Raw genomic sequence first — 24,061 nt, forward strand, 5'->3', positions numbered from 1 at the left:
CAATGGCGCCATCTTTTACAGGGAGAAACACACCATGGCTCTGGCCCACACACTTGGTTTTCCGCGCATCGGCGCTGACCGCGAACTGAAAAAAGCCCTCGAATCCTACTGGAAGGGCGATCTCGATCAGGACGCGCTGAACAGCGTCGGCCGCCAGTTGCGCGCCACCCACTGGCAATTGCAGAAAGACGCCGGGATCGACCTGCTGCCGGTCGGCGACTTCGCCTGGTATGACCAGGTCCTGACGCACTCCCTGACCTTCGGTGTGATCCCGGAGCGTTTCGACAGTGCCAAGGATGCCCGAGGCCTGCCGACCCTCGACACCCTGTTCGCCATGGCTCGCGGCGCTACCGCAGCCTGCTGCGGCGGCGAACATGCCAAGGCGCAATACGCCCAGGAGCTGACCAAGTGGTTCGACACCAACTACCACTACCTGGTCCCGGAATTCAGCGCTGACCAGCAGTTCAAGCTGAGCTGGGAACAGCTGTTCGACGAAGTCGACGAAGCCAGGGCGCTGGGCCACAACGTCAAACCGGTGATCATCGGCCCGCTGACTTACCTGTGGCTGGGCAAGGCCAAAGGCAACGACTTCGACAAACTCGACCTGCTGGAACGCCTGCTGCCGATCTACGGTGAAATCCTCGGTCGCCTCGCGGCACAAGGCGTGGAGTGGGTGCAGATCGATGAACCGATCCTGACCCTCGACCTGCCGCAAGAATGGAAAAACGCCTTCGAGCGCGCCTACCACATCCTCCAGTATTCGCCGCTGAAAAAACTGTTGGCGACCTACTTCAGCGGCCTGCAGGACAACCTCGGTCTGGCCGTCGGTTTGCCCGTACAAGGCTTGCACATCGATGCGGTGCGCGCGCCCGACCAACTGCTCCACGTGCTCGATCGTCTGCCGACCTACAAGATTCTCTCGGTGGGCCTGGTCAACGGTCGCAACGTCTGGCGTTGCGAGCTGGAACCGGTGCTCGCACAACTGCAATTCGCCCAGGAACGCTTCGGCGACAACCTGTGGGTCAGCAGTTCCTGCTCGCTGCTGCACAGCCCGGTGGACCTGGAGCGCGAAGACAAACTCGACCCTGAATTGAAAAGCTGGCTGGCGTTTGCGGTGCAGAAGTGTGGCGAAATCGCCGTGTTGCGCGATGCCCTCAACGATCCGCAATCGCCCAAGGTGCAAACCGCGCTGGCCGACAGCCGGGCGACTCAGGCCAGCCGTGCCGAATCCCCGCGTATCCACAAAGCTGAAGTGCAAGCCCGCCTCAACGCCATCGGTGCCGCCGACAGCCAACGCCATTCGCCGTTTGCCAAGCGCATCGAGCAACAGCGCGCACGGTTGCAACTGCCTGTGTTCCCGACCACCACCATCGGTTCGTTCCCGCAGACCGGTTCGATCCGCCTGGCGCGTCAGGCGTTCAAGCAAGGCAAACTGTCGGCCAACGACTACACCGACGCCATGCACAGCGAGATCCGCCACGCGGTGCAAGTCCAGGAACGCCTGGGCCTGGACGTACTGGTGCACGGTGAAGCCGAACGCAACGACATGGTCGAGTATTTCGCCGAGCAGCTGGACGGCTACCTGTTCACCCGCTTTGGCTGGGTCCAGAGCTACGGTTCGCGCTGCGTCAAACCGGCGGTCATCTACGGTGACCTGAGCCGTCCGAAGGCCATGACCGTCGACTGGATCACCTATGCACAGAGCCTGACCGACAAGGTCATGAAAGGCATGCTTACCGGTCCCGTGACCATGTTGATGTGGTCGTTCCCGCGTGAAGACGTTTCACGCAAAGTCCAGGCGCAGCAGTTGGCATTGGCCCTGCGTGACGAGGTGGTCGACCTGGAAAACGCCGGCATCAAGATCGTGCAGATCGACGAAGCCGCGTTCCGCGAAGGCTTACCGTTGCGCCGGGCGCAATGGCAGGAATACCTCGATTGGGCGGTGGAAGCGTTCCGCTTGAGCGCCTCCGGCGTGCGCGATGAAACCCAGATCCACACGCACATGTGCTACAGCGAATTCAACGACGTGATCGAATCCATCGCGGCCATGGACGCTGACGTGATCACCATCGAAACCTCGCGTTCGGACATGGAGTTGCTGGAAGCCTTCGAAGCGTTCGATTACCCGAATGACATCGGTCCGGGTGTGTATGACATTCACTCGCCACGGGTGCCGGACACGGCCGAGATGGTCAAGTTGATGAGCAAAGCGGTGAAGCGCATTCCGGCGCAGCGGTTGTGGGTGAATCCGGATTGCGGGTTGAAGACCCGGGCGTGGCCGGAGACGGAGGCGGCGCTGGTGAACATGGTGGCGGCTGCACGGCAGTTGCGGAGTCAGTTGGCTTAAGCGCTGCGGCGTCTCCCCGGACGCCATCGTCGGAACGCCGCCCGGAGCAAGCCCCACAGGTTCGATGTCGATCACAGGTTTTGTGTACGACATCGAACCTGTGGGAGCGAGCTTGCTCGCGATGAACGATAACGCGGTCTTGAATACGACCGCTCGGCGATCTTCATCAAACTGTCACGCAACTGTGGCAGCGCGCTTGAACAAACTTCATCAGACTCGCGCTCTACTGGGGTTCTGCGTTTCGGTGTTTTTCATGCGTGCACGATTTTTCTCAACGGCGGCCTTCCTGGCCGCGTTGTTGTTTGGCCTGCCGTCCTTTGCGGCGTCTCGATGCGATGTCAATGTTCCGACCGAACGGGTGGATCTGGCACAGGTGAGCCTGGCGTACCAGAGCATCGGCCGTGCCGCCGACCCGGCATTGCTGCTGGTGATGGGCCTGGGCGGGCAGTTGATTCACTGGCCGGACGAGGTGGTGGTCGCGCTGTGCCAGCAGGGCTTTCGGGTGATTCGGTATGACAATCGCGATGTCGGCCTGTCCACCTGGCGGCAATCGCCGGTCGACGCCAACCTGACCTTCGAAGTGCTGCGCTACAAACTCGGCTTGCCGGTATCGGCGCCGTACTCCCTGACGGACATGGCCGACGATGCGCTGGGCTTGATGGATGCCTTGCACGTCGAGCAGTTCCACGTGCTGGGCGCGAGCATGGGCGGGATGATCGCCCAGCACATGGCTGCGATGGCGCCGCAGCGGGTCGAGAGCCTGACGCTGATCATGACCAGTTCCGGCGCCGAAGGCTTGCCGGCGCCAAACGCGGCGCTGGTGCAACTGCTTTCGCGCCGTGGCGCGCCGAATCGTGAAGTGGCGCTGGAGCAGCAAGCCGACTTGCTGGCGGCGTTGGGCAGTCCGACGGTGAGCGATGACCGGCAGGTGTTGCTGCATCAGGCGGCGCTGTCCTATGACCGGGCGTTCAACCCCGAGGGCGTGAAGCGCCAGATCATGGCGATCCTCGCCGAGCCGAGCCGGGTGGCACTGCTCAATCAACTGCGCGTGCCGACGCTGGTGGTCCACGGCACTGCCGATCCGCTGTTGCCGGTGATGCATGGCGTGCACCTGGCGGCGCATATTCGGGGCAGTCAGTTGAAGCTGATTCCGGGGCTGGCGCATCGTTTTCAGGAGGCCTTCAAAGCGCCATTGCTCGCGGCGGTGTTGCCTTATTTGCAGGCTCACCGGGAAGACACCTCGCACTGGGCGCAGATCGATCCGGTGGTTGAACACAACCTTCTGTAACTGACAGACGCCCGACTTCTAGCAGATGTACCCGGTTCTTCAGGTGTATCGTTCAACCTTTGCGGCCCGTATCCAGCCTTCGAGGTGAGTGATGAGTACCCCCCTGAAAATCGATTTCGTCAGCGACGTGTCCTGCCCCTGGTGCGTCGTCGGTCTGTACGGCCTGACCCGGGCGCTGGATCTTCTGGGCGATGAAGTCCAGGCCGAGATCCGCTTCCAGCCGTTCGAGCTGAACCCGAAGATGGGCCCGGAAGGTCAGAACATCACCGAACACATCACCGAGAAATACGGCTCGACCCCCGAGCAGTCGCAGAAGAACCGCGAAATGATCCGTGCGCGTGGCGCCGAAGTCGGTTTCGCCTTTCGCACCGACGGCAACAGCCGCATCTACAACACTTTCGATGCTCATCGCTTGCTGTACTGGGCGGGGCTGGAGGGGTTGCAGTTCAATCTGAAAGAAGCGTTGTTCAAGGCGTATTTCACGGAGGGCGGCAATCCTTCCGACCCCGCTCAGTTGGCGCAGATCGCGCAAAGCGTTGGCCTGGACCGCCAGCGGGCCGAGGCGATCCTGGCGTCGGACGCGTTCGCCAAAGAAGTCCGCGAGGAAGAGCAGTTGTGGCTGTCGCGTGGGGTGAGTTCGGTGCCGACCGTGGTGTTCAATGGGCAATACGCGGTCAGTGGCGGGCAGCCGGTTGAGACCTTTGTCGGAGCGATCCGGCAGATCATGAGCGAATCAAAGGGCGGGATCGTTAGCTGATCGTATGGCGAGCGGAATAACTGTGGGAGCAAGGGGAATGTGTTCAGGCCTGGAAGCGGAGCCAAACGCTGACGAGTACGGTCGCTGCCATCAACCACGCCACCGCAGCCACCGCGAGCGAAGCCTCCAGTCGCATCCGGTCCACCATCAGGTACAACGTCGCCAGGTAGATGAAGTACGGAATGATCGACCACATGCCGAACACGATGGTGGTCTTCAAATCGTCCAGCGAGCGCCCTTTGCCGACGATGTAGTGCGCAATCAGCGCGAAGGTCGGAAACAGCGGCACCAGGCCGGCGATGTAATAGTTTTTGGTCTTGGCCAGCGCAGCGAGGATCAGCACCACCGCCGCGCCCAGGGTTGCCTTGAGCATCAGGTCCATCAGTGGCTCAGCCCGTACTTTTTCACTTTGTCGAACAGCGTGGTTTTTGCCATGCCCAGTTCCAGGCTGGCCTGGGTCAGGTTGCCGCCGCTGCGTTGCAAGGCGTCGCTGAGCAGGTTGCGTTCGAAGGCTTCCACCGCTTCGGCGAAGGCCAGGCCCTGGTTGCTGCCGATGGCGCCGGACTTCTTGAAGGCCGGCAGGCCGAGGGCAAAGCGTTCGGCGACGTTGCGCAGTTCGCGCACGTTACCCGGCCAGTCGTGACTCATCAGGTTCGACAGGGTCTGGTTGTCCAGCTCCGGCACGGCGCGGTCGAAGCGCAAGGACGATTGCTGCAGGAAGTGTTCGAACAGTTGCAGGATGTCTTCGCGGCGTTCGCGCAGCGGCGGCAGTTCCAGGGTCACCACGTTCAGCCGGTAATACAAGTCGCTACGGAATTCGCCGGCCTTGCTCGACTCGTCGAGATCGGACTTGGTCGCCGCGATCACCCGGCAATCCACCGCCACACTCTGGTTCGAGCCGAGGCGTTCCAAGGTGCGTTCCTGCAACACCCGCAGCAGTTTGATCTGCAACGGCAACGGCATGCTTTCCACTTCGTCGAGGAACAGCGTGCCGCCGTCGGCGTGTTCGATCTTGCCGATCCGCCGCTTGCCAGCGCCGGTGAAGGCGTTGGCTTCGTGGCCGAAGATTTCACTTTCGAACAGGTTCTCCGGCAGGCCACCACAGTTCAGGGCGACGAACTGTTTGGTGTGCCGACGGCTGAAGTCGTGCAGGCAGCGCGCAACCAATTCTTTACCGGTACCGGTCTCGCCTTCGATCAGCACGTTGGCCGAGGTATCGGCGACGTTGGCGATCAGTTCTCGCAGGTTCTGCATGGCCGGCGAGCGCCCGATGATCCGGCCTTCGAGGGAGTCGCGCTCGAACAGCTGTCGACGTAACGACGACACTTCTCGCGCCAGGCTGCGTTGCTCCAGCGCACGGCGTGCGACATCCACCAGCCGTTCGGGAGAGAAGGGTTTCTCCATGAAGTCATAGGCGCCTTTCTGCATCGCGCCGACGGCCATGGAGATGTCGCCGTGGCCGGTAATCAGCACCACCGGCAGGCTGCGATCGCGCGCCTTGAGGCGGGTCAGCAATTCCAGGCCATCGATGCCCGGCAGGCGGATGTCGCTGATGACGATCCCGGCAAAGTTGTCACCGACCCGCTCCAGCGCTTCTTCGGCGCTGCCCACGCCGACGCAGGGAATGTCTTCCAGGGTCAGCGCCTGTTGGCAGCCGAGCAGCACATGGGGGTCGTCTTCGACGATCAGCACACTAAGGTCGTTGTTCATATTGGCTCGGCAGGAGTAGGGCTTACCAACGGTAAACTGAGGACGAAGGTGGTACCACCGCTGGCCGGGTGTTCGACACCCAGATGTCCGCCCGTCGCGGCGGCCAGGCTGGCGGAAAGGGTCAGGCCGAGGCCCAGGCCTTGCTCACCGGGTTTGGTGGTGAAGAATGGTTCGAACAGATGCTTGCGCGCTTCGGCATCGATGCCATGACCGTTGTCGCGTACCCGCAGGCGATACTTGCCGTCGAACGCTTCGCCTTCGAGCCACAATTCCGGTTGGGGCTGCAACTGCATGGCGTCGAGGGCGTTGCCGATCAGGTTGACCAGAATCTGCTCCAGGCGGGTCTGGTCAATCTGCACCTGTACGTCGGCGAATTCGCGATGCAATTGCAGCGGGACACTTTCCACGCGTCCGCCGAGCAGTTGCAGCGCGGCGTCCACCGCTTTGCCGAGGCAGGCCTGGCCTTTGTCGTCGCCGCGCCGGGCAAAGGAGCGCAGGCTCGCGGTGATCCGGCCCATGCGATCGATCAGTTCGTTGATGGTTTTGAGGTTGGTGCTGGCCACATCCAGTTGCCCGCGCTCGAGAAAGCGTACGGTGTTGCCGGACAAGGTGCGCAGCGCCGCCAGCGGTTGATTCAATTCGTGGGCGATGCTGGTGGACATCTGGCCTATGGCTGCGAGTTTTCCGGCCTGCACCAGTTCATCCTGGGCGCGGCGCAAGGTCTCTTCGGCCTGACGGCGTTCGCGGATCTGACCCTTGAGTCGCTCGTTGCTGGCGCGCAGGTCGGTGGTGCGTTCGGTAATCCGACGCTCCAGTTGATTGTTGGCTTCCTGCAAGGCTTCCCGGGCGGCGAGGCGGGTGGCGATCACCTTGCGGCGCTCGTTCCAGGCAATCAGCAGGAACGCCACCAGGGCAAACGCCACGGCCACCAGAATCCCCTGATTGATCGCTTCGCGACGCAAATCCTGCAGCGGCGTGAGCAGGGTGAAATTCCACGGGGTGTCGCTCAAGGGGCGGGTTTGCGAGAGGTAACTGATGTCCTCTTCGTCGGACTCCACTTCGCTGTTGGCCGGGAAGGTCAGTTTTTCCTCGCCTTCGGCCAGTTTTTCCCGGGCCAGCGGTTGCAGTTCGTTCAGTGGGAACCAGTAGTACTGAAGGCTGCGGGCGAGTTTTTCCTTGGTCTCGTCGCTCAGTGGCACAACTGATTTCAGCCGGCGCGCCGGATCGCTGGAGAGAATGATGATGCCGTTTTCGTCGCTGACAAAGGCTTCGAGGCGCGCGCGCTGCCAGCGTTCTTCCATGGCTTCGAGGCGGACTTTGACCACCGCGACACCGATGATCTTGCCGTGTTCTTCCAGGCCATGGGCCAGGTAATAACCGGGTTCGCCATTGGTGCTGCCGATGCCATAGAAGCGGCCCGGCTGACCGCGCACGGCGTTCTGGAAGTAGGCGCGAAAGGACAGGTCTTCACCCAGGTAACTGTCGACGTCGCGCCAGTTGCTGGTGGCCATGACGCGACCGGTGGTGTCCATCACGTAGATGGCCCGACTGCGGCTGCGCCGGTTCAGGCCTTCGAGGTATTCATTGACCGTTTGCCGGTGTTCCGGCGATGGGGCGGCCAGTAGCTTCGAAACACTGGTTTCGAGTTCCAGCAGGCTGGGCAGGTAGGTGTACTTGCTGATCTCGCTCTCGACGGCGCGGGCGTGCAGTTCGAGCTGACGCTGGCCGTTCTCGCTGAGGCTGCGGATCCCGTAATGCTCGCTGACCCAGAAGCCGAGGAAACCCAATCCGATCATCAGGGCGATGACCAGCGGCGGCAGGAACAAATGGCGGATCAGACGGGGTTTCACGACGAGTGATGGCGGCGCTGCGCGATAAAGAGTGGTGTCGCATTTCATCACAGATGCCTTGGGTCAACCACAACACTTGATCGTGAGCCGATGCCGTCCCCTGTGGGAGCGAGCTTGCTCGCGATGAGGCCATACCAGTCAACATGGATGTTGAATGTCAGTCCGCTATCGCGAGCAAGCTCGCTCCCACAAGGGATTGGTGTGGCTTCGAGCAAGCGCCCGGTGCTTAGTGCTGCAGAATCTTGTTGAGGAAGTGCTGCGTACGCTCGGCGCGGTGGCTGATGTCGCCGAAGAACTCTTCTTTCTTGCAGTCTTCGATGATTTTGCCGGCGTCCATGAAGATCACCCGGTCCGCCACTTTACGGGCGAAGCCCATTTCGTGGGTCACGCACATCATGGTCATGCCTTCGTGGGCCAGTTGCACCATCACGTCGAGCACTTCGTTGACCATTTCAGGGTCGAGTGCCGAGGTCGGTTCGTCGAACAGCATGACGATCGGGTCCATCGCCAGCGCACGGGCAATCGCCACACGCTGTTGCTGACCACCGGAGAGCTGACCCGGATGCTTGTGAGCGTGCGCCGAGAGACCGACGCGCTCCAGCAATTGCAGGCCTTTCTTGGTGGCCTCTTCCTTGCTGCGACCCAACACCTTGATCTGCGCGATGGTCAGGTTTTCGGTGATGGTCAGGTGCGGGAACAGCTCGAAATGCTGGAACACCATGCCCACGCGAGAGCGCAGTTTTGGCAGGTTGGTCTTCGGGTCGGCGATGGACGTGCCGTCGACCACGATGTCGCCTTTCTGGAACGGTTCCAGCGCGTTGACGCATTTGATCAAGGTGGATTTGCCGGAGCCGGACGGGCCGCAAACCACGATCACTTCGCCTTTTTTGACCTCGGTGCTGCAGTCAGTCAGTACCTGGAAGTCGCCATACCACTTGTTGACATTCTTGATAGAGATCATACGGCAAACCTTTTTTGCAGACGCTTGACCAGCAGCGAGGCGGCAAAGCTGATTGTGAAGTACACGAGACCTGCGAAGATCAGGAACTCATTCGAGCGGCCGATGATGTCGCCACTGGCACGCGAGGCATTGAGGAAGTCCACCAGACCGACCGCATACACCAGCGAGGTGTCCTGAAACAGGATGATGCTCTGTTGCAGCAGCAGAGGGGTCATCTTGCGGAACGCTTGCGGCAGGATGATCAGACGCATCATCTGGCCGTACGTCATGCCCAGGGCTTGGGCAGCGCCCATCTGGCCTTTGGGAATCGACTGCACACCGGCGCGGACGATTTCGCAGAAGTACGCCGCTTCGAACATCATGAAGGCCACGATGCATGAGGCGAATGCGCCGATCGGTGTGTCTTCGCCGGTGATCCAGCGCAGCACGAACGGCACCGCCAGGTAGAACCAGGTGATGACCAGCAGCAGTGGAATCGAACGGAAGTAGTTAACGTAGGCGCCGGCGATGTTCGACAGCAGTTTGCTGTGGGACAGGCGCATCAGCGCGAGGATTGTGCCGAGGATGATCCCGCCGACGACGCCCAGCGCCATCAGTTGCAGGGTCATGACCATGCCGTTCCACAGACCCGGCAGGGACGGGATGATGCCCGAGAAGTCGAATTCCATCATTTACCCCCTACGGAGATCAGGCCCGGTACGGCGACTTTCTTCTCGACCAGGCGCATGAGCAGCATCAGGCTCATGTTCAGGGTGAAGTAGATCAGCGTTGCCAGGGTGAAAGCTTCGAACAGGTTCGCGGAAAACTCGGCAGTCTGTTTGGTCTGCGCGAGCAACTCCATCAGGCCGATCAGCGAGGCGACGGAGGTGTTCTTGAACACGTTCAAGAATTCCGAGGTGAGCGGCGGAATGATGATCCGGTAAGCCTGGGGCAGCAGCACGTTCCAGTAGATCTGTGGCAGCTTGAAGCCCATGGCGCGAGCAGCGGCTTCCTGGCCTTTCGGCAACGCCTGAATGCCGGTGCGTACTTGTTCGCAAACGCGAGCGGTGGTGAACAGGCCCAGGCAGACAACAACGCTGAGGAACGCCGAGGTGGTCGGGTTCAGGTCCTGTTTGTACCAGTCCTGCAGGTTTTGCGGCAGCAGATCGGGCACCAGGAAGTACCAGATGAACAGCTGCACCAGCAATGGCACGTTACGAAACAGTTCGACGTAGCAGGTCGCGATGCCCGACACGATGCGATTCGGTACGGTGCGCATGACGCCCAGGATCGAGCCCAGCGTCAGGGCAATGATCCAGGCCACGATGGCGATGGCAATGGTCCAGCCCAAACCGGTGAGGTACCAGTCGAGATAGATCTCACTGCCCACGCCGGTGGACTTGAAGAACACGCCCCAGTCCCAGTTGTAATTCATTAGGGTCTCCCCTCGGATTCGATCGATGTACTAGTGCCCGCCTGGGGAAGCTCCGTTCCCGCCCGACTTGAGAGTCAGGCACACGCGATCGGCTCGACAGCCACCGGTTCGAGTGTTTCCAGAAATGCCAGCAGGGAGTGACAACCTCCTGAGAGAGTAGTAGCCCTCTCAGGAGGTAAGGTTAGTCAGAAATCAGGATTTCTTGTCGTCAGCCGCTTTATCAGTCGGATTGGCGATCAGCGCCTTGAGCTCGTCGCTCATCGGGAACATCAGGTTCAGGCCTTTAGGCGGGATAGGTTGCATGAACCATTTTTCGTAGATCTTGTTGATCTCGCCGGATTTGTAGGTCGCCACAATGGCGTCGTCTACAGCCTTCTTGAACGGCTCGTCGCCCTTGCGGACCATGCAGCCGTAGATTTCGTAGGATTGTGCAGTGCCCGTCACAGCCCAGTCAGTCGGCTTCTTGGCCTTGGCCATTTCACCGGCCAGCAGTGCGTCGTCCATCATGAACGCAACGGCACGACCCGATTCCAGCATCTGGAAGGATTCGCCGTGGTCCTTGGCGGAGATGACGTTCATGCCCATCTGCTTGTCGGCGTTCATCGACTTGAGAATACGCTCGGACGTGGTGCCCGCTGTGGTCACTACGTTCTTGCCTTTCAGGTCGGCGAAATCTTTGTACGGCGAATCCTTCTTGGCCAGCAGCTTGGTGCCGATTTCGAAGATGCCGACGGAGAAGTCAACTTGCTGCTGACGCTCGACGTTGTTGGTGGTGGAACCGCATTCCAGATCCACGGTGCCGTTCTGCACCAGAGGGATACGGGTTTGCGAGGTCACCAGGTTGTATTTGACCTGAAGGTTAGGCAGGTCCAGGTCTTTCTTGATCGCTTCAACAATTTTCAGCTGGATATCGTGGGAGTAGCCAACCGGTTTGCCGGAAGCGTCCGCGATATAGGAAAACGGAATGGAAGCGTCACGATGCCCGAGGGTGATGGTGCCGGACTCTTTGATCTTCTTCAGTGTGCCGGTGAGTTCGGCAGCGAAAACTGGAGTGGTAATCAGAGCGGCAGCAATGGCTGCGCCCAGGATATGGGGAACGATGCGCATCAAATTTTCCTCGACATTGTTTTTTTTATGGAGCCAGTTCATCGGCCCTTTTGTGCTTCGAATGTCCGTCGGCTACTTAAGGTCCGCGCAACAAGCATTCGTCCAAGAGTGTAGAGCATGACTCGTGCCAGACCAGGCGAATTAGATCAAATCATTGATTTATAAGGATATTAAATATTTATGGCGTGTTTTTTGGTGTTAGAGAATCCGGTTAACCGAATAGACCGACAGGTCATGTTCGGAAAACCGAATGCAAGGGTCGCCGCTACAGCGGATTGATGTTTCCCGAATACAAAAAAGCCCCTGAGTCGTGAGATTCAGGGGCTTTCGTTTGAACGGAGGTGAGATCAGGCCGCTTCGATCTTGCTGCGGTTTTGCTCGACCTTGCTCAGGTAATCCGCGAGCCTCTGCTGCTCGTCCGGGGTGGTGAACAAGCCCAGCTTGCTGCGACGCCATAGAATGTCGTGCGCCGTGGTTGCCCACTCTTCACTGCACAGGTAATCGACTTCGCGGGTGTAGAGACCGCCGCCGATGTGCTCGCCGAGGTCACTGAGGCTTTGCACGCCTTCGAGCATGCGCCAGGTGCGGCTGCCGTAAGTGGTGGCCCAGCGGCGCGCGATTTCGGTCGGCACCCAGTCGAATTGGTCGCGAATCCGCGAGCTCAACGCCTGCGGGGTGGTCATGTCTTCGCCGCCCGGCAGGGTCGCCGTGGCGGTCCAGCTCGGTTTGATGTGCGTGAAGTAAGGAGCCAGTTGCGCCAGCGCCGACTCGGCCAGTTTACGGTAGGTGGTCAGCTTGCCGCCGAACACCGACAGCAACGGCGCTTCTTCGCCCGAGCCCGACAGCGCGAGGGTGTAGTCGCGGGTGACGGCCGACGGATTGTCGGATTCGTCGTTGCACAGCGGACGAACACCGGAATAGCTGTGCAGGATGTCGTCGCGGCTGATCTGTTTCTTGAAGTGGGCGTTGACCACTTTCAACAGGTAATCGGTTTCGCCTTCAGTGATCGCCACTTTGGCAGGGTCGCCGGTGTACTCGCGGTCGGTGGTGCCGATCAGGGTGAAATGGTTCAGGTACGGAATGGTGAAGACGATGCGCTGATCTTCGTTTTGCAGAATGTGCGCGTGTTCGCCCTCGTACAGCTTCGGCACGATCAAATGACTGCCCTGGATCAGACGGATGCCGTACGGCGACTCCATCTTCAAATCATCACGAATGAACTTGGCCACCCAGGGGCCGGCCGCATTCACCAGCGCCTTGGCGCGGATCGAAAACAGGCTGCCGTCGGCGCGTTCCAGGTGCAGATGCCACAAGCCCTTGGTGCGACGAGCGCTGACGCAGCGGGTCTGAGTGTGGACATGGGCGCCGTTTTCGCGGGCGGCCATGGCGTTCAGGACCACCAGGCGCGCATCGTCGACCCAGCAATCGGAGTATTCGAAGCCTTTGGTGATTTCGCTTTTCAACGGGCTGTCCGGGCCGAACTTCAGGCTTTTCGAGCCTTCGAGTTTTTCCCGTTTGCCAAGGTTGTCATAAAGGAACAACCCGGCGCGAATCATCCATGCCGGACGCAGGTGCGGACGGTGCGGCAAGACGAAGCGCATTTGTTTGACGATGTGCGGCGCCTTGGCCAGCAACACTTCGCGCTCGGCGAGGGCTTCGCGGACCAGGCGGAATTCGTAATGTTCGAGGTAGCGCAGGCCACCGTGGATCAGTTTGCTGCTGGCCGACGAGGTGTGGCTGGCCAGATCATCCTTTTCGCAAAGGAACACCGAAAGACCGCGACCGGCGGCGTCCGCTGCGATTCCCACGCCATTGATCCCGCCACCGATGACGGCGATATCGTAGACCTCGGCGAGTGGGGGCGTAGGCAAGGTAGAAGTGGGCATCGGATGGCCTCGGTTTTTTTGATTTTCGGTATTGGATTTCGAACATTAATGTTCATTTGCGAAAATGGTAGCCCATAAAGCCGCGCACAGCCAGTCAACTTCGATTGAAAATACTGATCGAAGGGCGGGTAAAGGAAAATTTACGAACATTTAAGCGCGCGATTAAGTCGCTAGAGGTGTGTTGCATGGGCAATCGTCATCGCGGGCAAGCCCGCCCCCACAGGTCATGTACAAATCCTGTGGGGGCGGGCTTGCCCGCGATGGCGTCGGTACAGCCTAGGGGTTAGACCACTTCCAACCGAATCTTGTGCTGACTCAACAATTGCGCCAGCGCCGGCACAGGCTGCTGATCGGTCACCAGGCAGTCGATCAAGCTGATCGGCCCCAGGCGAATCATGGCGTTGCGCCCGAATTTGCTGGAGTCCGCCGCCAGAATCACCTTCCGCGCATTGGCGATGATCGCCTGCGACACCCGCACTTCCTGATAATCGAAGTCCAGCAGGCTGCCGTCTTCATCAATACCGCTGATGCCGACGAGGGCGAAGTCGACCTTGAACTGGTTAATGAAGTCGACACTGGCCTGACCGACTACGCCACCGTCGCGCCGCACATTGCCGCCCGTCAGCAGAACGTCGAAGTCGTCCTTGGCGCTGAGCATCGAAGCCACATGCAGGTTGTTGGTGATGATCTTCAGGTGGTTGTGGTTGAGCAGCGCCCGGGCGATCGATTCGGTGGTCGTGCCAATGTTGATGAACAGCGAGGCGTGATCAGGGATCTGTGCGGCAATGGCTTCGCCGATACGCTGCTTTTCATCGCGCATCTGATCGGCGCGCATCGCGTAGGCAGTGTTTTCAACGCTGGAATCGTAAGCAGCGCCGCCATGGTAGCGACGCAGTAAATTGGACTCCGCGAGCTGATTGATGTCGCGGCGAATAGTCTGCGGTGTAACAACGAACAGCGTGGCCATTTCCTCGATGCTGACATAGCCGCGTTCGCGAACCAGTTCGAGGATTTGCTGCTGACGGGGAGGCAGATTCATGGGGCTTCCTTTGGGCTGCCGTGCAAAATTTGCCCATGATGCCGCAGGAATCTGCTCCCTACCAGTTACATACAGATACGAGTGCTTACGTGGGCTTATTCAGCGCCTTCATGAGGTTCCCAGTCACGCGTGCGGCTGACCGCTTTTTTCCAGCCGGCGTAGAGTTTTTCCTTGGCGGTTTCGTCCAGTGTCGGCTCGAATTCGCGCTCGATCACCGCCTTGCCGCGCAGTTCTTCCAGGCTGCCCCAGAAGCCACACGCCAGACCGGCCAGGTACGCCGCACCGAGTGCGGTGGTTTCGCGCATTTGCGGGCGCTCGACCTGCGTGCCGAGGATGTCGGCCTGGAACTGCATCAGGAAATTGTTCGCCACTGCACCGCCATCCACGCGCAGTGCTTTGAGGCGTTCGCCGGAATCCTGTTGCATGGCGTCGAGCACGTCGCGCGTCTGGTAGGCAATCGACTCCAGCGCTGCACGGATAATGTGATCCACGCGTACGCCGCGAGTCAGGCCGAACAATGCGCCACGGGCATAGGGGTCCCAGTACGGAGCACCCAGGCCGGTGAACGCTGGCACCAGGTACACGCCGTTGCTGTCCTTGACCTTGTTGGCGAAGTATTCGGTGTCGTGGGCGTCATTAATGATTTTCAGCTCGTCACGCAGCCACTGAACGGTGGAGCCGCCGTTGAATACCGCACCTTCCAGCGCGTAGGCCACTTCGCCGCGCGGGCCGCAGGCGATGGTGGTCAGCATGCCGTGCTTGGACTTCACCGCTTTGTCGCCGGTGTTCATCAGCAGGAAGCAGCCGGTGCCGTAGGTGTTTTTCGCCTGGCCTGGCTCGACGCACATCTGGCCGAACAGGGCAGCCTGCTGATCTCCGGCGATACCGCCAATGGCGATGCCGCTTTTGGTGTGGCCGTAGATTTCCGACGAGGATTTAACTTCCGGCAGCATCTCGCGCGGAATATCCAGCACCTCCAGCATCTTCGCGTCCCACTCCAGGGTGTGGATGTTGAAGAGCATGGTGCGCGAGGCGTTGGTGTAATCGGTGACGTGAACCTTGCCGCCGGTAAATTTCCAGATCAGCCAGCTGTCGACGGTGCCGAACAACAGTTCGCCTTTGCGCGCTCGCTCACGGCTGCCTTCGACGTTGTCGAGGATCCACTTGAGCTTGGTGCCGGAGAAGTACGGGTCGGTGACCAGGCCGGTGGTTTCGCTGATGTATTGCTCGTGGCCGTCGCGCTTGAGCTGCTGGCAGATCTCGGTGCTGCGGCGGCACTGCCAGACGATCGCGTTGTAGATCGGGCGGCCGGTGGTCTTGTCCCAGACCACGGTGGTTTCGCGCTGGTTGGTAATGCCGATCGCCGCCACCTGGTCGTGATGCAGGCCGGCTTGCGCCAGGGCCTCGACCATCACGGCGCTTTGGGTGGCGAAGATTTCCATCGGGTCGTGTTCGACCCAGCCGGCTTGAGGGTAATGCTGGGCGAATTCGCGTTGGGCGGTGCAAACCACGTTCGCGTCGCGGTCGAAAATGATCGCGCGGGAGCTGGTCGTACCCTGATCGAGGGCAATGATGTAGTTCTTATTCTGAATGTCGGTCATGTCGATTGCCTTGGACGAAATAAGGGAGTGAGGTCAGGCGCGCGATCAAATGGGCAGGATCGTGCGCCAACGGTATCAAGAAGTTCTTGGTTTGCCGTCAATGGCCGGTGTTGCGTCCTTTGTAGCAGGTATGGCGCTGGGCAGATGACGGGCAATCAGCCCGCGATACGCTGCAGCACCGAGGCAGGCACCGACAATCGGTGCAAAAATCGGAATCAGGAAATAGGGGATATCGCGCCCACCGGTGAAGGAAATTTCACCCCAGCCGGCAAAGAAAGTCATCAGCTTCGGTCCGAAGTCACGCGCCGGGTTCATCGCAAAACCGGTCAGCGGCCCCATCGAGCTGCCAATCACGGCAATCAGCAGGCCGATCAGCAGTGGCGCCATTGGCCCGTTGGGCAGGCCGTTGTTGTCGTCGGTCAGGGACATGATCACGCCCATCAGGATCGCGGTGATGATCACTTCAACCAGGAAAGCCTGGGCAGTGGACAAAGCCGGGTTGGGGAAGGTGGAAAACACCGACGCCAGTTCGAGGCTGGCTTGAGTGCCACGCACCATATGGTGAGTTTGTTCGTAATCGAAGAAAAGATTGCTGTACAGCGTGTAAACCAACAACGCGCCGCAGAACGCACCAGCCACCTGGGCAAGAATGTAAAACGGAAGTTTGCGTTTTTCGAAGTCGGCGAAAATGCTCAGCGCGATGCTGACGGCAGGGTTGAGGTGAGCGCCGGAAACTCCGGCGGTCAGGTAGATCGCCATACTGACGCCGACGCCCCAGATAATGCTGATTTCCCACAAGCCAAAGCTGGCACCCGCGACCTTGAGCGCGGCAACGCAACCGGTACCAAAAAAGATCAACAGTGCAGTGCCCAGAAATTCGGCCATGCATTGGCTTGAAAGTGACGGTTGTTGTAAAGCAGTTGTCATCGAAAACCTCTTTGTTTTTGTTGTCTGGCGCTTTTTTCGTCATGGTCAAAGCGCGATTTTCACCGGGACAGGATCCCCATCCTGTTCCTGGCTTACTGCTGAGTGTTGCGTTGTCACGTTGTACGGTATTCAGTTTCGAAAAAATATAGACAAGAAACACTGCTGTCAAAGGTCGAAAGTGAACTATCGGTCACAATGCAACTATTAGTCACATGAATGATCGTTTTGTTTTGTGAACAGGACGAACTCTGACGAACGGTAAAAAACCGCGCCAAGCACTGGAAACGCTGCCGTGATAGAGCCTTTTATGGAGCAATGTCCTAGAATCCAGCGCAGTATTTTTTCTCTGCCGCCCAGTCTGGAGCTGTCATGACCCCCGCATTGGATTTGTTGAAAAAAGTTCGTGCCGAACATCGCGTGCACAGTTACGAACATGATCCGAAGGCCGCGTCTTATGGGCTGGAGGCCGCGGAGAAACTGGGGCTGGACCCGGCGCAGGTATTCAAGACTTTGTTGGCGGCCAGCGAGAAAGGGGAATTACTGGTGGCGGTGGTGCCGGTCGTCGGAAGTCTGGACTTGAAGGGCCTGGCGCATGCAGCCGGTGTGAAAAAAGTCGAAATGGCCGACCCGGCCGCTGCGCAACGTTCCACCGGTTATCTGTTGGGCGGCATCAGCCCGCTGGGACAGAAAAAGCGCCTGCGCACCTTTATCGATAATTCGGCTCAGCCCTTCGCCAGCATTTTTGTCAGTGCCGGTCGACGTGGCCTGGAAGTGGAACTCGCCCCCGCAGTATTGGCCGAACACACACAAGCCAAGTTCGCCGATATCGGCCGCGCCTGAATCAGGGAGAAAGTTATGCAGCTTGAGTTTCATCAGGTCGATGCGTTCAGTGACAGGCCGTTCAGTGGTAACCCGGCGATGGTCTATCGGCTCGATGCCTGGCTCGCCGATGAGTTGATGCAGAAAATTGCCGCTGAACATAACCTCGCCGAAACCGCTTTTGTGGTGCGTGAAGGGCAGGGCTGGCACATCCGCTGGTTCACTCCCACCACCGAGGTGCCTTTGTGTGGGCATGCCACCCTGGCCAGCGCGTACGTGTTGTTCGAGATCTATAAAGAACCGGTCGAACGCCTGGACTTCATTTGTAAATCCGGCCCGCTGAGCGTGAGTCGTGAGGGCGGTCGCTTATGGCTGGATTTTCCGGCAATCGTGCCGTCTGAAGTCGGCGTGACACTGGATGTCGAACGCGCCTTGGGCGTCGAAGTGGTCGATGTGTTGGGTTCGAATGAATTGTTCGTGGTGCTGGAGTCGGAGCAGGCGGTGCTCGATTGTCAGCCGGACATGGTGGCTTTGGCCAAACTGCCGTGGCCGGGCGCCATCGTCACCGCCAAGGGCAGCAAGCATGATTTTGTGTCGCGGTACTTCGCGCCGGCGATCGGTATCAATGAAGACCCGGTGACCGGTTCCACCCATTGCAGCCTGATTCCGTACTGGTCGAAACGTTTGGGCAAGTCGAGTCTGACGGCATATCAGTGTTCGAAACGCGGCGGGGAGTTGTTCTGTCGGTTGGAAGGCGATCGGGTCAAGATCGGCGGAAATGCAACGCTGGTGGCCAGTGGAACATTGATGTTGGGTTGACGCTACCCTCTGTGGGAGCGAGCAAGCTCGCTCCCACAGAGATTGTGTTGGTCAGTTGGCGGTGCTGTGCCGCCGGACACCGGAGTCCATCGCAGGAATCTGCGCCGCTGTGCTGCCGGACGCCTGGAACAACACCAGATGTTCGGCCGCCACGCGAATGCCCACTTCTGCACCGACCAGATGATCAGCATGGCTCGGGAAAATCGATTCCAGCTGCGCACCTGTTGGCAACTGCAACCGATACAACGTCGACGCACCCTGGAACGACTTGCCGACAATCCGTGCCTTCAAGGCGCTGTCCGGTGCATAAACGATATCGTCCGGACGGAGCAGCACATCCACCGCGCCACCAATCGGCCAGGTGTAAGCCCGATTGCCGCGTAACTCACCCAGCTCGGTCTGCACCGATTCCGGGCTGCTCAACTGGCCGCGAATGAAGTAGCCCTGACCAATGAAACTGGCCACATAGGGCGTCAGCGGTTCGTGATACAGGTTGTAGGGCGTGTCCCACTGTTCCAGGCGACCTTCCTTGAAAACCCCGACATGATCGCTCACCGCGAAGGCTTCTTCCTGGTCGTGGGTCACCAGAATCGCGCTGGTGCCACGGGCCTTGAGGATGTCTCGCACTTCGTGGCTGAGCTTGCGCCGCAACTCGCCGTCGAGGTTGGAGAACGGTTCGTCGAGGAGGAGCAGTTGCGGCTCCGGCGCCAGGGCGCGGGCCAGGGCGACACGCTGCTGCTGACCCCCCGAGAGCTCGTGCGGAAAGCGTTTGCCGAGGTTTTTCAGGTTGACCAGTTCCAGCAGCTCTTCGGTCACGCGATCCTTTTGCGGGTGCTTGCGGATCCCGAACCCGATGTTCTCGGCCACGCTCAAATGTGGAAACAGGGCGTAATCCTGAAACACCATACCGATCCGGCGTTTCTCCGGGGCGAGGGTAAACCCGGCGCTTGAGATTGTCTCGCCCGCCAGGGTGATTTCACCTTCGTGCACCGGTTCAAAACCGGCAATCGCCCGCAGGGTGGTGGTTTTGCCGCAGCCCGAGGAGCCAAGCAGGCAACCGATGTCGCCGGCATTCAAATGCAGGTTGAGGTTCTGCACGACGCGCTGGTCTTGATAGCCGCAAGCGAGGTTGCGCAGATTAAGCAGTAATGGCTGGCTCATGCGTGGTGATACGCCGGTTCGACGAGAAACTCGAGCAGGGCCTTTTGTGCGTGGAGGCGGTTTTCCGCTTGATCCCAGGCGACGGAGCGGCTGTCGTCCAGCAGGTCGACGCTGATTTCCTCGCCACGGTGCGCCGGCAGGCAATGCATGAACAGCACGTCCGAAGCGGCCAGATCGAGCAGGGCGCGGTTGACCTGGAAGGGTGCGAACAGCTTCAGGCGCTTGGCGGTTTCCTCTTCCTGGCCCATGGAGGTCCAGACATCGGTGCTCACCAGATGAGCGCCCCGTACGGCATCCTTCGGATCCCGGACGATGGTCACCCGATCACCGGCCTTGGCCACGAATTCAGGGTTGGGTTCATAGCCTTCAGGGCAAGCGATGCGCAACTGGAAGTCGAACTGGATCGCCGCTTCTATATAGCTGTTGCACATGTTGTTGCCGTCGCCGATCCAGGCCACGGTTTTGCCCTGGATCGAGCCGCGATGTTCGAGGAAGGTTTGCATGTCGGCCAGCAACTGGCACGGGTGCAAATCGTCGGACAGACCGTTGATCAGCGGGACGCGCGAATTGGCGGCGAATTCGGTCAATGTGCTGTGGGAAAACGTACGAATCATCACCGCATCGAGCATGCTCGACATGACAATGGCGGCGTCGCCGATCGGTTCGCCACGGCCCAGTTGCGTGTCGCGCGGCGACAGGAAGATCGCCTGGCCGCCGAGCTGGATCATGCCGGCCTCGAACGAGATACGGGTGCGCGTGGAGGACTTCTCGAAAATCATCCCGAGCACGCGGTTTTTCAGAGGCTCGAACAGTACGCCGCGGTTACGCAGGTCTTTGAGCTCAACGCCTCGACGGATCACGCTGACCAGCTCTTCGGGCGTGCAATCCATCAGGGAGAGAAAGTGCCTTGCGCTCATCATTGACTACCTTTTTGCTACAAACCGCAGATGCTCAAAGCCTTGTTTAACGGAACAACGGGCGAGACCTGCGGCGTAAGCCGCACGGGGCGACGAAATAGGGGAAGGCGCGATCTTATAATTAAATGTCGCGTCTTACCAATAGGGCTACGGTTTTTAGGGGATTTCAGAGGGGCTATGGGGGTGGACCACAGTAGCGCTTTTGAAGCCTGTTTCCTGACAGCAGCCGTTCATTTGTACACTGGGGCTGTGGGGCTTTGCAATCAAACAGGGCGGCCATGGTGCGCTGATGGTCGGTTTCTGACCCGGTATTCGAGTCTTCTAGTGGCAATGTGCCTCGTCTGAAACACTTGCTAATGCAATGTGCTGGGTTATAACTAAGTTACGAGCGACGCAGGAAGCCTTCGGAATGGAATCGAAAGAACAGCAATTGATGGAATTACTTGGTCTCACGGCCCGCTCACTGACGCATCTCACCGCTTCGATGACCTCAATGTCCTTTGAGCTTTTGCGAAGTAATGACGAGGTGACCAAGGCCGCAGGCCGGCGGATGATCGACCGCATGGCCACCATCAGCGCCGGGCTCGACGAGCACTGGCGACTGATCGGCGAACTCACTGGCGTGCATGTCGCTCACGAACAGATAGAAACCATCCAGGAGATTCAGTTGCAGGCGCCGCCGAGGCTGCCGTCGAACTGATCCCGAGCGGTCATCGGCTGGCCTGATGGCCGCCGATTCACAAGACGAACGTCGCTGGCGCAGTGACGGGTCACGCGCCATAGTTTTGTTCCCGCGGCCGCTATTGCCCGCCCAGAACAAGACAGAGACTGGCCATGACCAAGACTCTCCATCACCGTGCCTGCCACCTGTGTGAAGCCATCTGCGGCCTGACCATCGAGACCACCGAGCTCGATGGTGCTGTGCAGATCACCTCGATCAAGGGCGATGCCCAGGATACGTTCAGTCGCGGGCACATCTGCCCCAAGGCCGTTGCCCTGCAAGACATTCAGAACGATCCTGATCGTCTGCGTCAGCCGATGCTGCGCGTCGGCAGCGAATGGCAACCCATCGAGTGGGAAGACGCCTTCAACCTTGTAGGCGAACGCCTGGCGGCGATACAGGAGCGCCACGGGCAGAACTCGGTGGCGGTTTATCAAGGCAATCCCAGTGTGCACAACTACGGGCTGATGACCCACAGCAATTACTTTCTGGGTCTGCTGAAAACCCGCAACCGGTTTTCCGCGACGTCGGTCGATCAATTGCCTCATCACCTGACCAGCCATTTGATGTACGGCCACGGTTTGTTGTTGCCGATTCCCGACATCGATCACACCGACTTCATGCTGATCCTTGGCGGCAATCCGCTGGCCTCCAACGGCAGCATCATGACCGTGCCGGATGTGGAAAAGCGTCTGAAAGCGATTCAGTCTCGGGGCGGCAAAGTGGTGGTGGTCGATCCGCGCCGCAGCGAAACGGCCGCGATTGCCGATCAGCATCTGTTCGTGCGTCCGGGGGGGGACGCGGCATTGCTGTTCGGGCTGCTCAACACGTTGTTTGCGGAAGGTCTGACCCGCGACAGCCATTTGCCGGTCGACGGCCTGGATGACGTGCGCGAGGCCGTCGCGGGTTTCACCGCCGAAGCCATGAGCCCGCTGTGTGCCGTGCCCGCCGAGCAGATCCGTCAATTGGCGCGGGACTTCGCAGCAGCGCCGACCGCGGTCTGTTACGGGCGCATGGGCGTTTCCACTCAGGCATTTGGCACGTTGTGCCATTGGCTGGTGCAGTTGATCAACCTGGTCACCGGCAATCTCGATCGCGTCGGGGGGGCGTTGTGCACCGAACCAGCGGTGGACCTGGTGGCGTCTACTTCGGGCGGACATTTCAATCTGTGGCAGAGCCGCGTGTCCGGGCGTCCGGAATACGGCGGCGAGCTGCCGGTGTCGGCGCTGGCCGAAGAAATGCTCACCGAGGGGGAGGGGCAGGTCCGCGCGCTGATTACCGTAGCCGGCAATCCGGTGCTGTCCACGCCCAATGGCCGGCAACTGGAGCAGGCCCTGGACGGGTTGGAGTTCATGGTCAGTATTGACTTGTACATCAACGAAACCACGCGCTATGCCGACCTGATCCTGCCGTCCACTTCAGCCCTGGAAAACGATCACTACGACACCACGTTCAACATGTTTGCAGTGCGTAACGTCAGCCGGTTCAACCGCGCGATCCTGGCCAAACCGGAAGGCGCGTTGCACGACTGGGAGATTTTCGTCGGGTTGGCCAAGGCGTTTGCCGCGAAGACCGGCAAGGAGCTGAAACCGACGATTCCCCCTGCGCAGATGATCGACCGTGGCTTGCGAATGGGGTTGTACGGCGACGCTTCGCCGCACAAGTTGTCCTTGGCGACGCTGTTTGATCAGCCCCATGGCGTTGATCTTGGCGCACTGAAATCCAACCTGGCGCCACGCCTGAAAACCGCCCATCAGCGCATTCAGGCAGCGCCGGCGGCGATCCTCGCCGATCTCGCGCGTTTTGCGGCGCTGCAAGCCCCGGCTGCTGATGAACTGCTGATGATTGGCCGTCGTCACGTGCGCAGCAATAACTCGTGGATGCACAACTACCACCGTCTGGTGAAAGGCAAGCCGCGTCATCAATTGCTGATGCATCCGGACGACCTCGCCAGTCGCGGGCTCAGCGATGGGCAGCGGGTACGGGTCAGTTCCCGGGTCGGCATGATCGAAGTGGAAGTGCTGGGCAGTCTGGATATGATGAAAGGCGTGGTCAGCCTGCCGCACGGTTGGGGCCATGCGCGACCCGGTGTGCAGATGACGATTGCCAGCGGCCAGCCGGGTTCCAGCGCCAATGACCTGACCGACGAGTGTCAACTCGATGAGTTGTCGGGGAATGCGGCATTGAACGGTGTGCCAGTGACCGTGGTAGCGGCTTGATTGAGTCTGTCGGGGAGACCGAGCATGGCGCTCGGGTTTCCGTTACAATGCGCCACCGTGCCGACCCCTGAGTCGGAAAGTTCAGCCGAGGTGCTCCATGGATATCATCGAAACGATTAAAGAGCAGATTGCCAACAACACCATTCTGCTTTACATGAAAGGTTCGCCGAATGCCCCGCAGTGTGGCTTCTCCGCGAAAGCCGCGCAGGCCGTGATGGCGTGTGGTGAAAAGTTTGCGTACGTGGACATCCTGCAGAACCCGGAAATCCGCGCCAACCTGCCAAAATACGCCAACTGGCCAACTTTCCCGCAACTGTGGGTGGGTGGTGAACTGGTCGGCGGTAGCGACATCATGACCGAGATGGCTGCAGACGGTTCGCTGCAAAGCACCATCAAAGCGGCTGTTGAAGCGGCTGCTGCGACCAAGACCGAAGCCTGATCCTACAGGTTTGCCCTGCGAATCTCGGGCATGAAAAAGCCCCGCCTCTTCAAAAGAGCGCGGGGCTTTTTATTGTCTC

21 protein-coding genes are annotated in these 24,061 nt (G+C 59.7%); 8 read left to right on the forward strand and 13 right to left on the reverse strand.

Annotated elements, in window-relative coordinates; all coding sequences use genetic code 11:
- Positions 1-34: 34 nt before the first annotated feature.
- The 3 genes from metE (at position 35) to F8N43_RS17010 (ending at position 4,392) form a co-directional block, all read left to right on the forward strand.
- Complete coding sequence (gene metE / locus F8N43_RS17000) at positions 35-2,347, forward strand: 5-methyltetrahydropteroyltriglutamate--homocysteine S-methyltransferase (protein ID WP_150640074.1); 2,313 nt, start codon at positions 35-37, stop codon at positions 2,345-2,347.
- A gap of 253 nt (positions 2,348-2,600) precedes the next feature.
- Complete coding sequence (locus F8N43_RS17005; RefSeq protein WP_150631215.1) at positions 2,601-3,635, forward strand: alpha/beta fold hydrolase; 1,035 nt, start codon at positions 2,601-2,603, stop codon at positions 3,633-3,635.
- Between the two features lie 91 nt (positions 3,636-3,726).
- Positions 3,727-4,392 (forward strand): DsbA family oxidoreductase, encoded by a 666-nt coding sequence (locus F8N43_RS17010; RefSeq protein WP_150640073.1) that lies wholly within the window; start codon positions 3,727-3,729, stop codon positions 4,390-4,392.
- Between the two features lie 43 nt (positions 4,393-4,435).
- Here F8N43_RS17010 and F8N43_RS17015 read toward each other — a convergent pair whose 3' ends face one another.
- From F8N43_RS17015 to F8N43_RS17065, 11 genes are all read right to left on the reverse strand, one after another.
- Positions 4,436-4,765, reverse strand: a complete 330-nt coding sequence (locus F8N43_RS17015) for a GlpM family protein (RefSeq protein ID WP_191623669.1) — start codon at positions 4,763-4,765, stop codon at positions 4,436-4,438.
- 8 nt (positions 4,766-4,773) lie between these two features.
- Positions 4,774-6,102: a sigma-54-dependent transcriptional regulator gene (locus tag F8N43_RS17020; protein WP_150640072.1), complete on the reverse strand. Its 1,329-nt coding sequence runs from the start codon at positions 6,100-6,102 to the stop codon at positions 4,774-4,776.
- Complete coding sequence (locus F8N43_RS17025; protein ID WP_150654074.1) at positions 6,099-8,000, reverse strand: sensor histidine kinase; 1,902 nt, start codon at positions 7,998-8,000, stop codon at positions 6,099-6,101. The genes F8N43_RS17020 and F8N43_RS17025 overlap by 4 nt, the downstream gene beginning before the upstream one ends.
- Before the next feature lie 178 nt (positions 8,001-8,178).
- Positions 8,179-8,913 (reverse strand): amino acid ABC transporter ATP-binding protein, encoded by a 735-nt coding sequence (locus F8N43_RS17030; RefSeq protein ID WP_008032183.1) that lies wholly within the window; start codon positions 8,911-8,913, stop codon positions 8,179-8,181.
- Positions 8,910-9,581: an amino acid ABC transporter permease gene (locus F8N43_RS17035; protein ID WP_150631210.1), complete on the reverse strand. Its 672-nt coding sequence runs from the start codon at positions 9,579-9,581 to the stop codon at positions 8,910-8,912. The genes F8N43_RS17030 and F8N43_RS17035 overlap by 4 nt, the downstream gene beginning before the upstream one ends.
- Complete coding sequence (locus F8N43_RS17040; RefSeq protein ID WP_150640070.1) at positions 9,581-10,327, reverse strand: amino acid ABC transporter permease; 747 nt, start codon at positions 10,325-10,327, stop codon at positions 9,581-9,583. The genes F8N43_RS17035 and F8N43_RS17040 overlap by 1 nt, the downstream gene beginning before the upstream one ends.
- 192 nt (positions 10,328-10,519) lie before the next feature.
- Positions 10,520-11,434: a glutamate/aspartate ABC transporter substrate-binding protein gene (locus F8N43_RS17045; protein WP_031319096.1), complete on the reverse strand. Its 915-nt coding sequence runs from the start codon at positions 11,432-11,434 to the stop codon at positions 10,520-10,522.
- Positions 11,435-11,781: 347 nt separating this feature from the next.
- Complete coding sequence (gene glpD, locus F8N43_RS17050; RefSeq protein WP_150640068.1) at positions 11,782-13,320, reverse strand: glycerol-3-phosphate dehydrogenase; 1,539 nt, start codon at positions 13,318-13,320, stop codon at positions 11,782-11,784.
- Between the two features lie 283 nt (positions 13,321-13,603).
- The gene (locus tag F8N43_RS17055; protein WP_150631207.1) at positions 13,604-14,359 is read right to left on the reverse strand and encodes a DeoR/GlpR family transcriptional regulator; all 756 of its coding nucleotides are present in this window, start codon (positions 14,357-14,359) and stop codon (positions 13,604-13,606) included.
- A gap of 95 nt (positions 14,360-14,454) precedes the next feature.
- The gene (glpK, locus tag F8N43_RS17060; RefSeq protein WP_150654075.1) at positions 14,455-15,960 is read right to left on the reverse strand and encodes a glycerol kinase GlpK; all 1,506 of its coding nucleotides are present in this window, start codon (positions 15,958-15,960) and stop codon (positions 14,455-14,457) included.
- 75 nt (positions 15,961-16,035) lie between these two features.
- Complete coding sequence (locus F8N43_RS17065; protein WP_150631205.1) at positions 16,036-16,887, reverse strand: MIP/aquaporin family protein; 852 nt, start codon at positions 16,885-16,887, stop codon at positions 16,036-16,038.
- Between the two features lie 369 nt (positions 16,888-17,256).
- Here F8N43_RS17065 and ybaK point away from each other — a divergent pair, with 369 nt between their 5' ends.
- Positions 17,257-17,727 carry a Cys-tRNA(Pro) deacylase gene (ybaK, locus tag F8N43_RS17070; RefSeq protein ID WP_007971306.1) on the forward strand — a complete coding sequence of 157 codons (471 nt, stop codon included), beginning with the start codon at positions 17,257-17,259 and terminating at the stop codon, positions 17,725-17,727.
- A 15-nt stretch (positions 17,728-17,742) separates the two neighbouring features.
- A complete protein-coding gene (locus F8N43_RS17075) occupies positions 17,743-18,525 on the forward strand; it encodes a PhzF family phenazine biosynthesis protein (RefSeq protein ID WP_150631204.1) in 783 nt (260 codons plus the stop codon).
- A 51-nt stretch (positions 18,526-18,576) separates the two neighbouring features.
- Here the strand turns inward: F8N43_RS17075 and F8N43_RS17080 are convergent, their stop codons facing one another.
- Together F8N43_RS17080 and argF are read right to left on the reverse strand one after the other, a co-directional pair.
- Positions 18,577-19,686: an ABC transporter ATP-binding protein gene (locus F8N43_RS17080; RefSeq protein ID WP_150631203.1), complete on the reverse strand. Its 1,110-nt coding sequence runs from the start codon at positions 19,684-19,686 to the stop codon at positions 18,577-18,579.
- Positions 19,683-20,603: an ornithine carbamoyltransferase gene (gene argF / locus F8N43_RS17085; RefSeq protein WP_150639465.1), complete on the reverse strand. Its 921-nt coding sequence runs from the start codon at positions 20,601-20,603 to the stop codon at positions 19,683-19,685. Before argF ends, F8N43_RS17080 begins: the two co-directional genes overlap by 4 nt.
- Positions 20,604-21,012: 409 nt before the next feature.
- Here argF and F8N43_RS17090 point away from each other — a divergent pair, with 409 nt between their 5' ends.
- The 3 genes from F8N43_RS17090 (at position 21,013) to grxD (ending at position 23,982) form a co-directional block, all read left to right on the forward strand.
- The gene (locus F8N43_RS17090; protein WP_150639464.1) at positions 21,013-21,303 is read left to right on the forward strand and encodes a hypothetical protein; all 291 of its coding nucleotides are present in this window, start codon (positions 21,013-21,015) and stop codon (positions 21,301-21,303) included.
- Positions 21,304-21,437: 134 nt separating this feature from the next.
- Positions 21,438-23,543 carry a molybdopterin oxidoreductase family protein gene (locus F8N43_RS17095; RefSeq protein ID WP_150654076.1) on the forward strand — a complete coding sequence of 702 codons (2,106 nt, stop codon included), beginning with the start codon at positions 21,438-21,440 and terminating at the stop codon, positions 23,541-23,543.
- A gap of 97 nt (positions 23,544-23,640) precedes the next feature.
- Positions 23,641-23,982 carry a Grx4 family monothiol glutaredoxin gene (grxD, locus tag F8N43_RS17100; protein WP_150639462.1) on the forward strand — a complete coding sequence of 114 codons (342 nt, stop codon included), beginning with the start codon at positions 23,641-23,643 and terminating at the stop codon, positions 23,980-23,982.
- Positions 23,983-24,061 lie beyond the last annotated feature (79 nt).

Origin of the sequence: Pseudomonas fluorescens (assembly GCF_902498065.1) — a bacterium.
GTDB lineage: Bacteria > Pseudomonadota > Gammaproteobacteria > Pseudomonadales > Pseudomonadaceae > Aquipseudomonas > Aquipseudomonas fluorescens_BJ.

What these genes read in the sequence shown, in the direction of transcription:
- F8N43_RS17045 (WP_031319096.1), bottom strand. Translation starts at nt 11,434, where the DNA reads ATGCGCATCGTTCCCCATATCCTGGGCGCAGCCATTGCTGCCGCTCTG.
- glpD (WP_150640068.1), bottom strand. Translation starts at nt 13,320, where the DNA reads ATGCCCACTTCTACCTTGCCTACGCCCCCACTCGCCGAGGTCTACGAT.
- grxD (WP_150639462.1), top strand. Translation starts at nt 23,641, where the DNA reads ATGGATATCATCGAAACGATTAAAGAGCAGATTGCCAACAACACCATT.
- F8N43_RS17055 (WP_150631207.1), bottom strand. Translation starts at nt 14,359, where the DNA reads ATGAATCTGCCTCCCCGTCAGCAGCAAATCCTCGAACTGGTTCGCGAA.
- metE (WP_150640074.1), top strand. Translation starts at nt 35, where the DNA reads ATGGCTCTGGCCCACACACTTGGTTTTCCGCGCATCGGCGCTGACCGC.
- F8N43_RS17015 (WP_191623669.1), bottom strand. Translation starts at nt 4,765, where the DNA reads ATGCTCAAGGCAACCCTGGGCGCGGCGGTGGTGCTGATCCTCGCTGCG.
- F8N43_RS17035 (WP_150631210.1), bottom strand. Translation starts at nt 9,581, where the DNA reads ATGGAATTCGACTTCTCGGGCATCATCCCGTCCCTGCCGGGTCTGTGG.
- ybaK (WP_007971306.1), top strand. Translation starts at nt 17,257, where the DNA reads ATGACCCCCGCATTGGATTTGTTGAAAAAAGTTCGTGCCGAACATCGC.
- F8N43_RS17090 (WP_150639464.1), top strand. Translation starts at nt 21,013, where the DNA reads ATGGAATCGAAAGAACAGCAATTGATGGAATTACTTGGTCTCACGGCC.
- F8N43_RS17025 (WP_150654074.1), bottom strand. Translation starts at nt 8,000, where the DNA reads ATGAAATGCGACACCACTCTTTATCGCGCAGCGCCGCCATCACTCGTC.
- glpK (WP_150654075.1), bottom strand. Translation starts at nt 15,960, where the DNA reads ATGACCGACATTCAGAATAAGAACTACATCATTGCCCTCGATCAGGGT.
- F8N43_RS17030 (WP_008032183.1), bottom strand. Translation starts at nt 8,913, where the DNA reads ATGATCTCTATCAAGAATGTCAACAAGTGGTATGGCGACTTCCAGGTA.
- F8N43_RS17075 (WP_150631204.1), top strand. Translation starts at nt 17,743, where the DNA reads ATGCAGCTTGAGTTTCATCAGGTCGATGCGTTCAGTGACAGGCCGTTC.
- F8N43_RS17080 (WP_150631203.1), bottom strand. Translation starts at nt 19,686, where the DNA reads ATGAGCCAGCCATTACTGCTTAATCTGCGCAACCTCGCTTGCGGCTAT.
- F8N43_RS17005 (WP_150631215.1), top strand. Translation starts at nt 2,601, where the DNA reads ATGCGTGCACGATTTTTCTCAACGGCGGCCTTCCTGGCCGCGTTGTTG.
- F8N43_RS17010 (WP_150640073.1), top strand. Translation starts at nt 3,727, where the DNA reads ATGAGTACCCCCCTGAAAATCGATTTCGTCAGCGACGTGTCCTGCCCC.
- F8N43_RS17065 (WP_150631205.1), bottom strand. Translation starts at nt 16,887, where the DNA reads ATGACAACTGCTTTACAACAACCGTCACTTTCAAGCCAATGCATGGCC.
- F8N43_RS17040 (WP_150640070.1), bottom strand. Translation starts at nt 10,327, where the DNA reads ATGAATTACAACTGGGACTGGGGCGTGTTCTTCAAGTCCACCGGCGTG.
- F8N43_RS17020 (WP_150640072.1), bottom strand. Translation starts at nt 6,102, where the DNA reads ATGAACAACGACCTTAGTGTGCTGATCGTCGAAGACGACCCCCATGTG.
- F8N43_RS17095 (WP_150654076.1), top strand. Translation starts at nt 21,438, where the DNA reads ATGACCAAGACTCTCCATCACCGTGCCTGCCACCTGTGTGAAGCCATC.
- argF (WP_150639465.1), bottom strand. Translation starts at nt 20,603, where the DNA reads ATGAGCGCAAGGCACTTTCTCTCCCTGATGGATTGCACGCCCGAAGAG.